At 49.1% G+C, this 13,955-nt stretch carries 12 protein-coding genes; 9 read left to right on the top strand and 3 right to left on the bottom strand.

Annotated features, from left to right (window positions below; genetic code table 11):
• Nucleotides 1-177 precede the first annotated feature (177 nt).
• A complete protein-coding gene (gene loiP / locus DSM2777_RS21885; protein ID WP_061555146.1) occupies nucleotides 178-933 on the bottom strand; it encodes a metalloprotease LoiP in 756 nt (251 codons plus the stop codon).
• A 251-nt stretch (nucleotides 934-1,184) separates the two neighbouring features.
• Between loiP and tkt the strand changes: the two genes are divergently transcribed.
• From tkt to DSM2777_RS21850, 7 genes are all read left to right on the top strand, one after another.
• A complete protein-coding gene (tkt, locus tag DSM2777_RS21880; protein ID WP_040046202.1) occupies nucleotides 1,185-3,179 on the top strand; it encodes a transketolase in 1,995 nt (664 codons plus the stop codon).
• Between the two features lie 323 nt (nucleotides 3,180-3,502).
• Nucleotides 3,503-4,546 carry an erythrose-4-phosphate dehydrogenase gene (epd, locus tag DSM2777_RS21875; protein WP_046459068.1) on the top strand — a complete coding sequence of 348 codons (1,044 nt, stop codon included), beginning with the start codon at nucleotides 3,503-3,505 and terminating at the stop codon, nucleotides 4,544-4,546.
• Between the two features lie 40 nt (nucleotides 4,547-4,586).
• Nucleotides 4,587-5,750, top strand: a complete 1,164-nt coding sequence (gene pgk, locus DSM2777_RS21870) for a phosphoglycerate kinase (RefSeq protein ID WP_046459067.1) — start codon at nucleotides 4,587-4,589, stop codon at nucleotides 5,748-5,750.
• Nucleotides 5,751-5,895: 145 nt separating this feature from the next.
• Nucleotides 5,896-6,975 (top strand): class II fructose-bisphosphate aldolase, encoded by a 1,080-nt coding sequence (gene fbaA, locus DSM2777_RS21865; RefSeq protein WP_046459066.1) that lies wholly within the window; start codon nucleotides 5,896-5,898, stop codon nucleotides 6,973-6,975.
• Between the two features lie 262 nt (nucleotides 6,976-7,237).
• Entirely contained in the window at nucleotides 7,238-8,104 is an 867-nt protein-coding gene (mscS, locus tag DSM2777_RS21860; protein ID WP_046459065.1) for a small-conductance mechanosensitive channel MscS, read from the top strand.
• Between the two features lie 198 nt (nucleotides 8,105-8,302).
• Nucleotides 8,303-8,920, top strand: coding sequence for an arginine exporter ArgO (gene argO / locus DSM2777_RS21855; RefSeq protein WP_025799150.1), 618 nt, complete (start codon nucleotides 8,303-8,305; stop codon nucleotides 8,918-8,920).
• A 145-nt stretch (nucleotides 8,921-9,065) separates the two neighbouring features.
• On the top strand, nucleotides 9,066-9,785 hold the full coding sequence (locus tag DSM2777_RS21850) for an oxidative stress defense protein (RefSeq protein ID WP_046459063.1): 720 nt from the start codon (nucleotides 9,066-9,068) through the stop codon (nucleotides 9,783-9,785).
• Between the two features lie 75 nt (nucleotides 9,786-9,860).
• On the opposite strand, the gene DSM2777_RS21845 is transcribed toward DSM2777_RS21850, so the two are convergent.
• A complete protein-coding gene (locus DSM2777_RS21845) occupies nucleotides 9,861-10,754 on the bottom strand; it encodes a LysR family transcriptional regulator ArgP (protein ID WP_061555145.1) in 894 nt (297 codons plus the stop codon).
• A gap of 207 nt (nucleotides 10,755-10,961) precedes the next feature.
• On the opposite strand from DSM2777_RS21845, the gene rpiA reads away from it, so the two are divergent.
• Both rpiA and serA read left to right on the top strand, forming a co-directional pair.
• The gene (gene rpiA, locus DSM2777_RS21840) at nucleotides 10,962-11,621 is read left to right on the top strand and encodes a ribose-5-phosphate isomerase RpiA (protein ID WP_025799156.1); all 660 of its coding nucleotides are present in this window, start codon (nucleotides 10,962-10,964) and stop codon (nucleotides 11,619-11,621) included.
• A 380-nt stretch (nucleotides 11,622-12,001) separates the two neighbouring features.
• Complete coding sequence (gene serA / locus DSM2777_RS21830; protein ID WP_025799158.1) at nucleotides 12,002-13,240, top strand: phosphoglycerate dehydrogenase; 1,239 nt, start codon at nucleotides 12,002-12,004, stop codon at nucleotides 13,238-13,240.
• Nucleotides 13,241-13,318: 78 nt separating this feature from the next.
• Here the strand turns inward: serA and DSM2777_RS21825 are convergent, their stop codons facing one another.
• Complete coding sequence (locus DSM2777_RS21825; RefSeq protein ID WP_061555143.1) at nucleotides 13,319-13,951, bottom strand: 5-formyltetrahydrofolate cyclo-ligase; 633 nt, start codon at nucleotides 13,949-13,951, stop codon at nucleotides 13,319-13,321.
• Nucleotides 13,952-13,955 lie beyond the last annotated feature (4 nt).

Below are 13,955 nucleotides of genomic sequence, written 5' to 3'. Positions count from 1 at the left end.
CTTTATCTTCCGTTGACAAATGATAGGTTAATTGCATGATTTTCATACAGTAAAATCGCCTGAGACTATCATTAGGAATTCGCAGGAAGTAGTTAATTTACTATTAACATAGACGCAATTTTGCGGGCGGGAACGACGTGAAAAATGGCTCCGAAATGATATCGGAGCCTAGGGGGATTATTGCTCTGCGGCGATGCGATCGCGAATGTGCTGAGCACGGGCCTGAGAGGATGGGTGATCGTCAAACATGCTGCTTTGACGTCCTGCTTCCTGAGAGGCCAGTTTGTCGAAGCTGGTGGCTAGCCCAAGCGGGTTGATCCCACGCTTTTTAAGCAGATCGAAAGAGTAGTCATCAGCTTCACTTTCTTGCTTTTGCGAGAACTGCGAATTCACCAGTTTCTCTCCCAGATCGGCAAGTTGTGACTGGGATAGCTGTGCGCCGATACCGCTGCTGGCGGCAATAGCGGTACGCGCCGCCGTGGTGGCGTAGGCCACCTGCATGGCTTTACGCGAATGGCCTAATGCGACGTGGCCCATTTCATGCCCAAGCACGCCTTCGACTTCGTTGTCATTCATCATGTCCATAAGTCCACTGTAGACACGCACGCAGCCGTTAGCCATCGCCCACGCGTTGACGTCTTTCGTCACATAGACTTTATAGTTGACTGGGGTACCATTGATATCGCTGCCCAGCGCTTTAGAAATGGTTGCTAAGCGTTTGGCATAGGTGCTATCCGCTGGGGCGATTTGGTTTTTGCTGTCCATTTCCGCACAAGACTGTTCACTCAGGGCTTTGACTTGGGCATCAGAAAGCGTTGCGGCCTGAAAGGCCTGTGCGCCAGACTGCATCAGTCCTTCTGTATTCATGTTTTGACAGCCGCTGAGGAAGGCAGAGGCTGTTAGAGCAATAAGAGGAAGTGTTATTTTGTTCATGTTATTTTCCTTGGGTGCAGTCTTTCCAGAGATTGAATGACGATCTGTGGTAGTGTATCCAGCGCCAATTAGGCTGTCATTGAGTATGTATTCTGTCTATACAGACCCCGTATGAAAGCGGATTAATCTGCTATTAAGAGAAATATAATGAGACATCATCGACTCATTTAGCCTTAGGGATTGCTGTTTTCATACGTAGTCTGAGAAAATACCCCGAACCCTGTTTCTTTAAATCCGACTTGGAGTAGAACATGTCCTCTCGTAAAGAGCTTGCCAATGCGATCCGTGCACTCAGTATGGACGCTGTGCAGAAAGCCAATTCTGGTCACCCAGGTGCCCCTATGGGTATGGCTGATATCGCGGAAGTCCTGTGGCGCGATTACATGAATCACAACCCGACCAATCCAAATTGGGCCGATCGTGACCGCTTTGTGCTTTCTAACGGCCATGGCTCTATGTTGATTTATAGCCTGCTGCACCTCACTGGCTATGATCTGCCAATCACCGAGCTGGAAAATTTCCGTCAGTTGCACTCTAAAACTCCAGGTCACCCAGAATACGGCTATACCCCAGGCGTAGAAACCACCACTGGCCCACTGGGTCAGGGCATCGCGAATGCGGTGGGTATGGCGATTGCAGAACGTACTTTGGCCGCGCAGTTTAATCGCCCTGGTCACGACATCGTTAATCACCACACCTACGCATTCTTGGGTGATGGCTGCATGATGGAAGGCATCTCTCACGAAGTTTGCTCTTTGGCGGGTACTTTGAAGCTGGGCAAACTGACCGCGTTCTATGATGACAACGGTATTTCTATCGATGGTCACGTTGAAGGCTGGTTCACCGATAACACCGCTGAGCGTTTTGAAGCTTACGGCTGGCACGTTATCCGTGGCGTAGATGGTCACAACAGCGACGCAATCAAAGCGGCTATCGAAGACGCACGTAAAGTGACCGATAAGCCATCTCTGCTGATGTGCAAAACCACCATCGGTTTCGGTTCACCGAACAAAGCCGGTTCTCATGAAGCTCACGGTGCGCCACTGGGTGCTGCTGAAATTGAAGCAACCCGTAAAGCACTGGGCTGGAACTACGCTCCGTTTGAAATCCCTCAGGAAATCTATTCTCAGTGGGATGCAAAAGAAGCGGGCAAAGCGAAAGAAAGCGCTTGGGATAAGAAATTTGCTGCCTATCAGGCTGCATTCCCTGAACTGGCTGCTGAGTTCAAACGTCGCGTAAGCGGTGAGCTGCCAGCTAACTGGGCTGAAGAATCCAAGAAATTCATCGATCACCTGCAAGCTAACCCAGCGAAAATCGCGAGCCGTAAAGCGTCTCAAAATGCGCTGGAAGCTTTCGGTAAAGTTCTGCCTGAATTCTTAGGTGGTTCTGCTGACTTGGCACCAAGTAACCTGACCATGTGGTCTGGTTCTAAGCCGTTGAACGAAGATCTGGCCGGTAACTACATCCATTACGGTGTACGTGAATTCGGTATGTCAGCCATCATGAACGGTATTGCTCTGCACGGCGGTTTCCTGCCATACGGCGCAACCTTCCTGATGTTTATGGAATATGCACGCAACGCCGTTCGCATGGCCGCGCTTATGAAAATCCGTAACATCTTCGTTTATACCCATGACTCTATCGGTCTGGGTGAAGATGGCCCAACTCACCAGCCGGTTGAGCAGATGGCTAGCCTGCGTGTGACGCCAAACATGAACACATGGCGTCCATGTGACCAGGTTGAATCTGCGGTTGCATGGCAGTTCGCTATTCAGCGTAACGATGGCCCATCTGCGCTGATCTTCTCGCGTCAGAATCTGGCCCAGATGGATCGTACCCCAGAGCAGGTGGCTAACATCTCTCGCGGCGGTTACATCCTGAAAGATTGCGCTGGTCAGCCAGAGCTTATCTTCATTGCGACCGGTTCTGAAGTTGAACTGGCTGTGAACGCTGCGGATCAGCTGACTGCGGAAGGCCGTAAGGTTCGTGTTGTTTCAATGCCTGCGACTGAAGTCTTCGATAAGCAAGATGCTGCCTATCGTGAGTCCGTACTGCCAGCGGCAGTTAGCGCTCGCGTTGCTGTTGAAGCCGGTATCGCTGACTTCTGGTACAAGTATGTTGGCCTGAACGGTGCCGTAGTCGGTATGACGACCTTCGGCGAATCTGCGCCAGCTGAGCTGCTGTTCAAAGAGTTTGGCTTCACCGTAGACAACGTTGTTGCTAAAGCGAAAGCGCTGCTGAAATAATTTGGTAGTTATCGCTGATAAAAACGGGATTGCCGCAGGGCAGTCCCGTTTTTTTATGCTTAGCGGCACTCTTTAACGCCCATAAATTGTGAGCTATAGCACATTTTAAGCGAAAGAAAGCGAGGCATAACGCCCATTTTATTGCGGTTATTTCTTTTGTTGAGGCTTTGGTTTATTCTTGGCTGAAGCGTTTCAGTTGATTGATGAAGCATCAATTATCGGGATTATGTGACAACGGGATTTCCATCGTTTTCGATGCTGGATTACTCTATGCTCTTGCCTTAAAACTTTCGTTTTAAACTGCGTTTGGCGCAGGGAGTGATATGACTATTCGCATCGCAATAAACGGTTTTGGTCGAATCGGACGCAGCGTATTACGCGCGTTATACGAATCCGGTCGTAGAGTAGAGATGTCCGTGGTAGCGATAAATGAATTGGCAAATGCGGAAGGCATGGCTCATTTATTGAAATACGATTCCAGCCATGGGCGCTTTGCTTGGGATGTCCGTCAGGAGCGGGATACGATGTGGGTGGGCGATGACACTATTCGTCTGCTGCATGAGAAGCAGATTGCAGATTTGCCGTGGCGTGAACTGGGTGTGGATATCGTACTAGACTGTAGCGGTGTTTATGGCAGTCGAGCCGATGGCGAAGCTCATATTATGGCGGGGGCCAAAAAAGTTTTGTTCTCCCACCCCGGCAGTCACGATCTTGATGCAACCGTAGTCTATGGTGTGAACCAGCAGGAATTGCAGCCAGAACACCACATTGTGTCTAACGCATCCTGCACGACTAACTGCATTATCCCAGTCATTAAATTGCTCGATGATGCGTTTGGGATTGAATCGGGTACGGTTACCACGATTCACTCATCAATGAACGATCAGCCGGTGATAGATGCGTACCATTCCGACCTGCGTCGGACACGCGCGGCCAGCCAGTCGATAATTCCTGTCGACACGAAATTGGCCGCTGGTATCACCCGCATTTTTCCTAAGTTCTGCGATCGCTTTGAGGCGATTTCAGTGCGAGTGCCGACGATTAACGTTACGGCAATCGATTTGAGCGTTAGCGTGCAGGCCGCAGTAAAGGTGAGTGATGTCAACCACCTACTGCAAAAGGCAGCAAGCACCTCATTTCGTGGTATAGTTGACTATACAGAATTACCACTGGTTTCGACCGATTTTAATCACGACCCGCACAGTGCCATTGTTGATGGCACGCAGACGCGCGTCAGCGGTCAACACTTGATAAAAACGTTGGTCTGGTGCGACAACGAATGGGGTTTTGCCAATCGTATGTTAGATACGACGCTGGCAATGTTCCAAGCGGTTTCCAGTACGGCACAGCCGCCTGTGCAGCTGTGACGGTCAAGCAACTTTAAGAGAATCAACGAGAGGGTTCACCATGTCTGTAATTAAGATGACCGATTTGGATTTGGCTGGTAAACGTGTCCTGATCCGTTCAGATCTGAACGTTCCAGTTAAAGAAGGCAAAGTGACTTCTGATGCGCGTATCCGTGCATCGCTGCCAACTATCGAAGCTGCTCTGAAGCAGGGCGCTCGTGTAATGGTTACTTCCCATCTGGGTCGTCCTACCGAAGGCGAATACAACGAAGAGTACTCTCTGCTGCCGGTTGTTAACTATCTGAAAGACCACCTGAAGTCTCCAGTTCGTCTGGCTAAAGACTACTTGGACGGTGTTGACGTTGCAGAAGGTGAACTGGTTGTTCTGGAAAACGTTCGCTTCAACAAAGGCGAAAAGAAAGACGACGAAACCCTGTCTAAAAAATACGCTGCACTGTGTGACGTTTACGTCATGGACGCATTCGGTACTGCACACCGTGCACAGGCTTCAACCCACGGCGTAGGTAAATTTGCACCTATCGCATGTGCGGGTCCTCTGCTGTCTGCAGAGCTGGAAGCACTGGGCAAAGCGCTGGGTAACCCAGCACGCCCAATGGTTGCTATCGTTGGTGGTTCAAAAGTTTCTACCAAGCTGACCGTTCTGGATTCTCTGTCTAAAATCGCTGACAAACTGATTGTTGGTGGCGGCATCGCGAACACCTTCGTTGCAGCTCAAGGCCACAACGTCGGTAAATCACTGTACGAAGCCGATCTGGTTGATGAAGCGAAAAAACTGCTGACAACCTGTGACATCCCAGTTCCTACCGACGTTCGTGTTGCTACCGAGTTCTCTGAAACTGCGGCTGCAACGCTGAAATCAGTCAACGACATTAAAGATGACGAGCAGATTCTGGATCTGGGTGATGCTTCAGCACACCAGCTGGCTGAAATTCTGAAGAATGCGAAAACCATTCTGTGGAACGGCCCAGTCGGTGTGTTCGAGTTCCCTAACTTCCGCAAAGGCACCGAGATCGTTGCTCAAGCAATCGCTGATAGCGAAGCATTCTCTATCGCAGGCGGCGGTGATACTCTGGCGGCTATCGATCTATTCGGTATCGCAGACAAAATTTCCTACATCTCTACTGGCGGCGGCGCATTCTTAGAATTCGTTGAAGGCAAAAAATTGCCAGCGGTAGTGATGCTGGAAGAACGTGCTAAGCAGTAATGAACCGTAACGGGAGGCCGAGCCTCCCGTTGTTCTATCTATTTGGATACATGGCGCTTTATTACGATATTCGTGATAAGCGTGTAGCAAGTAGCTGAAGACGATTTATTTTTTACTTACGGCCCACGAAACAGGACGACGTAACATGTCTAAAATTTTTGATTTTGTTAAACCGGGTGTCATCACTGGTGATGATGTTCAGAAAGTTTTCCAGATCGCTAAAGAAAACAATTTCGCATTGCCTGCAGTTAACTGTGTTGGTACAGACTCAATCAATGCGGTAATGGAAGCTGCTTCTAAAGCACGTGCTCCGGTTATCGTTCAGTTCTCAAACGGCGGTGCTGCATTTATCGCTGGTAAAGGCGTGAAAACCGACGTTCCTCAGGGGGCTGCAATCCTGGGTGCTATCTCTGGTGCGCATCACGTACACCAGATGGCTGAACACTACGGTGTTCCAGTTATTCTGCACACTGACCACTGCGCTAAGAAATTGCTGCCATGGTTAGACGGCCTGTTGGACGCGGGTGAAAAACATTTCGCTGCTACTGGCAAACCACTGTTCTCTTCTCACATGATCGACCTGTCTGAAGAGTCTCTGGAAGAAAACATCGAGATCTGCTCCAAGTATCTGACCCGCATGTCTAAAATCGGCATGACGCTGGAAATTGAACTGGGTTGCACCGGTGGTGAAGAAGATGGCGTGGATAACAGCCATATGGATAGCTCTGCGCTGTACACTCAGCCAGAAGACGTTGATTACGCGTACACTAAACTGAACGCAATCAGCCCACGTTTCACTATCGCTGCCTCTTTCGGTAACGTACACGGCGTATACAAGCCAGGTAACGTACAGCTGACACCAAAAATCCTGCACAACTCTCAGGAATACGTTTCTAAGAAACACAACCTGCCACACAACAGCCTGAACTTCGTATTCCACGGTGGTTCTGGTTCTACTGCTGCAGAAATCAAAGAAGCGGTCAGCTACGGCGTAATTAAAATGAATATCGATACCGATACCCAGTGGGCAACATGGGAAGGTATTCTGAACTATTACAAGAAAAATGAAGGCTATCTGCAGGGCCAGCTGGGTAACCCAGAAGGCGCAGACAAACCTAACAAGAAATTCTACGATCCACGCGTTTGGTTGCGTGCTGCTCAGACCAGCATGATTGCTCGTCTGGAACTGGCATTTGACGAACTGAACTGCAAAGACGTTCTGTAATGCTTGTTGCATCCCGCTAATTTGATTAGCGTGATGGCTGAATAAAACACCCTAGCGTTGTCGTTAGGGTGTTTTTTTTTGTGTTTTTATTACGACTAAAATATTCGTAATGGCCGATTCGACTAATCTCAATTTTACGATTTAGGCTTTGATTAGTTGGCGGATAGGATATTGTCCGTTAACCTTACACAAACATGCCGTACAAAACGGTATAATTTGAGCATATTGCGCTACTTTTGATTTGTTAAAGGGAGGACAGTTTATGAAAGACCTGAACGTTGCCGATGGTATTAGCAGTGCCGGAAACTGGTTAGTGAAAAATCAGGACTTACTCATTCAGTATGCAGTCAATATTGTTGCTGCGATTGTTATTTTCATTGTCGGTTCGATTATTGCCAAAATTGTTTCTGGCACAATTACCCGTTTAATGAAGGCTCGCGGCGTTGACCTTACCGTGGCTCATTTCCTTTCTGCATTAGTTCGTTACGGTATTTTGGCGTTTACCATTATCGCTGCATTAGGCCGTATCGGTGTGCAAACAGCTTCCGTTATTGCGGTGATTGGTGCCGCGGGTTTAGCCGTTGGTCTGGCATTGCAAGGGTCGCTTTCTAACTTTGCAGCAGGTGTGCTGTTGGTGCTATTCCGCCCATTCCGCACAGGAGAGTTTGTCGATCTGGGTGGTGTTTCCGGTACTGTGAAGGATGTTCAGATTTTCTCTACAACCATGTTAACCGCAGATAATAAAACTATCGTGGTTCCCAATGGGAAAATTATTGCGGGTAATATTATCAACTACTCCCGTGAACCAAATCGTCGCGTAGATATAACCGTTGGTGTGGCCTACGATGCGGATATCGACCTAGTCAAAAAAGTATTAGGCGATATTGTTGCCGCTGATAAACGTATTATGCACGACCAAGGTGTGACCATTCGCCTGAATGAAATGGCGGCCTCATCGCTGAATTTCGTGGTGCGTGCGTGGACGACGAATGCTAATTACTGGCCGGTCTATTTTGATCTGATGGAAAACTTCAAACGTGGTTTGGATGCCAATAAAATTGGAATTCCATTCCCGCAGATGGATGTTCATCTGTATCAAACCGCTGTGCGCAAGGCTGAGCAGGAATAATCATTAACAAGTTCCCCTCCATAGCCTCTTCTTGCAAATGAGGAGGTTGGGAGGGGAGATTCTAGGTTCTCCTGTATTAGCTACTCTAATCCCCGATAAGAATCATCCATTTCCTCTTCTTAACATCTCGGCGTAATATCGCTGCCATTCCGGCCCATCCTCTCGTTGGGACGCAGCTATATTTTCGAGGAACCTCCCATGTTTTCTGTTTTTTTACAGGGCTTTGCCTTGAGCGCAGCCATGATTTTACCGCTGGGCCCACAAAATACGTTTGTCTTAAGCCAGGGGATCCGCCGTCAGTATCATCTGATGATTGCCTGTCTATGCGCGCTTAGCGATATTGTTTTGATCTGTGGCGGTATTTTTGGCGGTAGCGCGCTGTTGAGTCAGTCGCCGTTGTTGTTGATGTTAGTGACTTGGGGCGGAGTCGCATTTTTGCTGTGGTACGGCTGGGGCGCTTTTCGTGCGGCAATGGCGAAAGAAGGGATTCAAACGGGGGCTGAGGTGGTGCAGCAAAGCCGCTGGCGGATTGTAGTGACCATGCTGGCTGTGACATGGCTTAACCCGCATGTCTATTTAGATACGTTTGTGGTGCTGGGAAGCCTAGGTGGACAGCTTGCAGCGGACGCCCGTAGTTGGTTTGCTTTTGGCGCCGTAAGCGCTTCTGCGATTTGGTTCTTTTCATTGGCATTGCTCGCGGCGTGGTTAGCGCCATGGTTAAGTACGCCTAAGGCTCAACGGGTGATTAATCTTCTCGTTGCCTGCGTGATGTGGGTTATTGCCCTGCAGCTGGCAAGAAATGGGCTACATTTGTAAGGTGTTGTTGGCAGTTGGTGGATAAAATTCTGGATTGTTCCTAATGCGTTAGCGTTTTTTTTAGTTCAGGATGTTGTTCATCTTTCAGCGCCAGATACCGGCAGTTGAAACCACTAAACATCGAGTATGTCTACAAGGAGACACCATGAAGCTAAAAGCCTTAGCGATGGTTGCAGTGATGGGATTAAGCGCGTTGCCAGCGCTGTCTCAGGCGGCTGAAATGCCAGTAGGTCCACACCTAGCGACCTCTGGAACATCAAGCGTAGACGCAACTCCTGATATTGCGACGCTGACTTTCCAAGTTACCGCGTCTGCAAAAGATGCGGCGAGCGCCAAGACGCAGGTCGATCAGCGTGTAGCTAAATATTTTGATTTTCTGAATACCAACGGTATTGAGAAAAAAGATATCAGTGCGGCTAATTTAAGCACGCAGCCAGAGTACGATTACCTGAAAGACGGCAAAAGCGAGCTGAAAGGCTATCGTGCCGACCGCCGCGTGCAAGTCACTCTGCGCCAGTTGGATAAGCTGAATGGTTTATTAGATGGTGCATTGAAAGCTAACCTCAACGAGATCCGTTCCGTTGAGCTAGGCGTTGCCAAGCCAGAAGCCTATCGTGAACAGGCACGTCAGGAAGCGATTAAAAATGCCGTGAGTCAGGCTCAGTCTCTGGCGAAAGGATTTGGTGTGGTGCTTGGTCCGGTATACAGCATTCAGTATCACGTATCCAACTACCAGCCAGCCCCAGTAAGCCGCATGTATATGGCTGCTGATTCAATGCCAAAAACTTCTGCTGCGCAGACCTATGAACAGCAAACGATCCAGTTTGACGATCAGGTTGATGTGGTATTCAGCTTAAATAAATAACGTCTGCTGATAGAGTAAAAAAGCACACCTCAAGGTGTGCTTTTTTTATGGTTTTTTATTGCCACGATGAAGAGCTTAATCTTGGCGCAGTACGTTGTGTCCGTGAGAAAGCAGCGCGTCGGTGACTCGGCGCATCATACGGCTTTCTGGTGCGAATCGGTGCCAATACAGCATTCGGCGCTGAACCATGCCGGGGGTTAAGTTTATCAGCGAGCCTTCTTTCAGCTCTTTTTCGATCTGAAGATGCGGGATCATACAGCAGGTGGTTCCCTGCAATGCCAGTTGGACAAAGGCTTCAGATGAATTGACGATATGGCACGGTACGCTGCCCGGCGGTAGGTCAAAGTTCTGCTGCAAGAACGCTTGATGCATATCGTCTAAGTGGTCAAAGGCGACGGCTGGCGCTTTCAACAGTGAAGAGCGGTTCACACCATTTGGGAAGTAACGTGCAGCAAAAGTCGGTGACGCCACAAACAGGTAATCGAGCGTACCAAGGCGGTCGACTAAGCAGCTAGGTAATGGCTGTGGCTGGATACTCACCGCGCCGACCACTTCACCACGACGGAGTCGTTCCTGAGTTCGCGTTTCGTCTTCAACCTGAAGGTTCAAGCGTAGCGGTGAATCCGCCAGCACCGGTTTTAAGGCGGGCAGCAGCCAAGTAGCCAAACTATCGGCGTTAACGGCGAGAGAGAGCAGCAGCGGGCCATCGGTGCTGCTATCGTTGCCTAGCCACTCCTCTTCAAGCAGCTCAACCTGATGCAACAAAGCCAGTAAACGCTGCCCCTGTTCCGTTGGGCGAGGAGGGACGGTACGAACCAGCAGAGGCTGACCGAACAGGTTTTCTAACTGCTTGATTCGCTGAGAAACCGCTGACTGAGTTATACAGAGTTTTTGTGCCGCACGCTCAAAGCCACGTTCGCGTATTACCGCATCCAGTGCTTGCAAAGTCCGGTAGTCCGGGCGTTTCATGTTGTTCTTCGTCCCCTGCTCTTATGATTTTTATATCTTAATAACTGCAATATGCCACATTTTTTCCCCTTCAAGAGGAGAAAATACACTCTTGTCATGGAAAAGGTGATCGCGTAAGGCGAAAAAGCCGCCCTGTGACACGCCATTTATGGGCAGTTGCTCTATAATACGCACACGTTTTCGTAGCATAGTCCATAGGATTCGGTAATGACTCAAGATGAACTGAAAAAAGCAGTGGGTTGGGAAGCGCTCAAGTATGTAAAACCAGGCACCATCGTGGGGGTGGGCACGGGCTCAACCGCTGCGCATTTTATTGATGCACTGGGCACCATGAAAGGGCAGATCGAGGGCGCGGTATCCAGCTCTGATGCTTCCACTGAGAAACTGAAAAGTTTGGGTATTACCGTTTTCGATCTTAACGAAGTCGATTCGTTAGATATTTATGTTGATGGTGCGGATGAAATCAACGGCCACATGCAGATGATCAAAGGCGGCGGAGCGGCACTGACTCGCGAGAAAATCGTGGCGGCCGTGGCGAAGAAATTTATTTGTATCGTCGATTCTTCTAAACAGGTAGATATTCTGGGTAACTTCCCGCTGCCTGTCGAAGTGATCCCGATGGCGCGCTCTTACGTTGCGCGTGAACTGGTGAAGTTAGGTGGTCAGCCAGAATATCGCCAAGGCGTTCTGACCGATAACGGCAACGTGATTTTAGACGTGCATAATCTGAAAATTATGGATGCGATTGCGTTAGAAAAACAGATTAACGGTATTGCCGGTGTGGTCACCGTTGGCCTGTTCGCAAATCGTGGCGCGGACGTTGCGCTGGTTGGCTCGGCTGATGGCGTGAAAACCATTACGGCTTAAATTATCCGCCATGATGAATCAGCAGCTCCGAATCTTCGGGGCTGTTTTTTTTATGCGCAGCACTTTGGGTTTTTTATCTTATTTCTCCCTCTTTGTTAACTTCGTTTTAAACATGGAATTCCATTTATTTATCACACCCCCTAAATTCGGTGACATATGTCACATATTTGCGCTTGACGATACTTTCACGCTGTCACGATTAAAAGCAGTAGCATTTTTCGCCAACTTTTAACGTTTTCAACCCGTTGCTCACCCCCTCGTAGGCAATCGGTTGGCTTGCTGGATGCGTAATATTTGTTATGTTGGCTGCATGCCGCAGGAGTTTTGTTTTCCGTTGCGGCCACACTAAGGTTCGAATTAACAGGGGTTAGGGTCGGGTCATGGCAAAAGTATCTTTGGAGAAAGACAGGATTAAGTTCCTTTTAGTTGAAGGGGTTCATCAAAGCACCGTCGACAATCTACGTGCAGCGGGTTACACCAACATCGAATATCATAAAGGTGCGCTGGACTCGGAATCGATGAAGGCATCCATTCGTGATGCTCATTTCGTTGGAATTCGTTCCCGAACCCATCTGACCGAAGATATCTTCGCTGCGGCTGAAAAATTGATTGCCGTAGGCTGTTTCTGCATTGGTACCAATCAGGTCGATCTTACCGCGGCGGCAAAACGTGGTATTCCGGTATTTAATGCGCCGTTCTCTAATACACGTTCGGTAGCCGAAATGGTGCTGGGCGAGCTGTTGTTGCTGCTACGCGGTATCCCAACGGCCAATGCCTGTGCGCATCGCGGTGAATGGAATAAACAGGCCGTGGGCTGTTTTGAAGCGCGTGGTAAAAAACTGGGTATTATTGGTTACGGGCATATCGGAACTCAGCTGGGTATTTTGGCTGAAGGCATTGGTATGAACGTCTTCTTCTACGATATCGAGAATAAACTGCCGTTGGGTAATGCGCAGCAGGTACGTCATCTCTCTGATTTGCTCAACATGAGCGATGTCGTGACATTGCATGTGCCTGAAACGCGTTCCACCAAAGATATGATTGGTGCCGAAGAGCTGGCGCTCATGAAGCCTGGAGCCATTCTTATCAACGCATCACGCGGCACCGTGGTGGATATCCCTGCTCTGTGCAACGCGTTATCTTCCAAGCATTTATCGGGTGCGGCCATCGACGTGTTCCCAACGGAGCCAGCCACCAACAGTGATCCGTTTAATTCACCGTTGTGTGAATTCGATAACGTCTTGCTAACGCCGCACATTGGCGGTTCAACGCAGGAAGCACAGGAAAATATCGGTGCTGAAGTGGCGGGTAAACTCACGAAATATTCCGATAACGGTTCTTCATTGTCAGCGGTGAACTTCCCTGAGGTTTCTCTGCCGATGCATGAAGAAAATGTCAGCCGTCTGCTGCATATTCATGAAAACCGTCCTGGCGTACTGACGCAGATTAACCAGATCTTTGCGGAAGAGGGCGTCAACATTGCCGCGCAGTATCTGCAAACCAATGCTCAGATCGGCTATGTCGTTATTGATATCGAAACCGAGACTGAACGTGCGGAAGCGGCGTTGCTGCGCATGAAAGAAATTACGGGAACAATTCGCGCCCGCTTGCTGTACTAATCTCTAAGCGCGATGTTCTTCGCACTAACAAAAATGGCAGCCTAATCGCTGCCATTTTTATTGGGGCATTTTGTCATCTTACCAGCGGTAGTGAGTGCTCGGCGTGATGATTTCTGGCAGTGGAACATCCCACTCTTGTACCGGCAGCGCATCGACTCTCTGACAGTCATGCGCTAATCCTATTGGGTATGGCCCGCGTTGTTGGGCGTAGGCACTTTCCCAATCCTGTAAGGTTCGGTCATAAAATCCGCCTCCCATGCCTAATCTTTGTCCTGTGGCATCAAACGCAACCAGCGGGGTAAAAATGATATCTAGCTGAGACACCGGTAATACCTGTTGTACGTTAAGGCGTGGCTCTTCAATGCCAAAATGATTCAGAACCATTTCGCTTTCGGCACCATAATGTAAAAACAGTAAGTTACCGCGGCTGAAGGGATGGAGAACCGGAAGATAAACCGATTTTCCCGCCTGCCAAAGACGTTCAATCAGCGGTCTGGTATTGAGCTCGCCGTCGAAAGAGAGAAACAGGGAAACGGTGCGTGAGTTTTGAATTCGCGGTAGTTCCATCACGCGTGTCGCAATATCTTGTGCGGCATGATGTTGGAAATCATCGCTAAGATTTTTACGTAATTGGCGAACTGAACGGCGGATATCCGAGCGGGATTGACCCGAATTTGAAGAAGATGTGCTGACAGAATGATTATTGGACATGACA

The organism is Obesumbacterium proteus, from assembly GCF_001586165.1.
Taxonomy (GTDB): domain Bacteria; phylum Pseudomonadota; class Gammaproteobacteria; order Enterobacterales; family Enterobacteriaceae; genus Hafnia; species Hafnia protea.
This window is presented reverse-complemented; position numbering and strand designations above follow the sequence as displayed.

Coding starts and splice junctions, on each gene's coding strand:
- loiP (WP_061555146.1), bottom strand. CDS start 933: ATGAACAAAATAACACTTCCTCTTATTGCTCTAACAGCCTCTGCCTTC.
- tkt (WP_040046202.1), top strand. CDS start 1,185: ATGTCCTCTCGTAAAGAGCTTGCCAATGCGATCCGTGCACTCAGTATG.
- epd (WP_046459068.1), top strand. CDS start 3,503: ATGACTATTCGCATCGCAATAAACGGTTTTGGTCGAATCGGACGCAGC.
- pgk (WP_046459067.1), top strand. CDS start 4,587: ATGTCTGTAATTAAGATGACCGATTTGGATTTGGCTGGTAAACGTGTC.
- fbaA (WP_046459066.1), top strand. CDS start 5,896: ATGTCTAAAATTTTTGATTTTGTTAAACCGGGTGTCATCACTGGTGAT.
- mscS (WP_046459065.1), top strand. CDS start 7,238: ATGAAAGACCTGAACGTTGCCGATGGTATTAGCAGTGCCGGAAACTGG.
- argO (WP_025799150.1), top strand. CDS start 8,303: ATGTTTTCTGTTTTTTTACAGGGCTTTGCCTTGAGCGCAGCCATGATT.
- DSM2777_RS21850 (WP_046459063.1), top strand. CDS start 9,066: ATGAAGCTAAAAGCCTTAGCGATGGTTGCAGTGATGGGATTAAGCGCG.
- DSM2777_RS21845 (WP_061555145.1), bottom strand. CDS start 10,754: ATGAAACGCCCGGACTACCGGACTTTGCAAGCACTGGATGCGGTAATA.
- rpiA (WP_025799156.1), top strand. CDS start 10,962: ATGACTCAAGATGAACTGAAAAAAGCAGTGGGTTGGGAAGCGCTCAAG.
- serA (WP_025799158.1), top strand. CDS start 12,002: ATGGCAAAAGTATCTTTGGAGAAAGACAGGATTAAGTTCCTTTTAGTT.
- DSM2777_RS21825 (WP_061555143.1), bottom strand. CDS start 13,951: ATGTCCAATAATCATTCTGTCAGCACATCTTCTTCAAATTCGGGTCAA.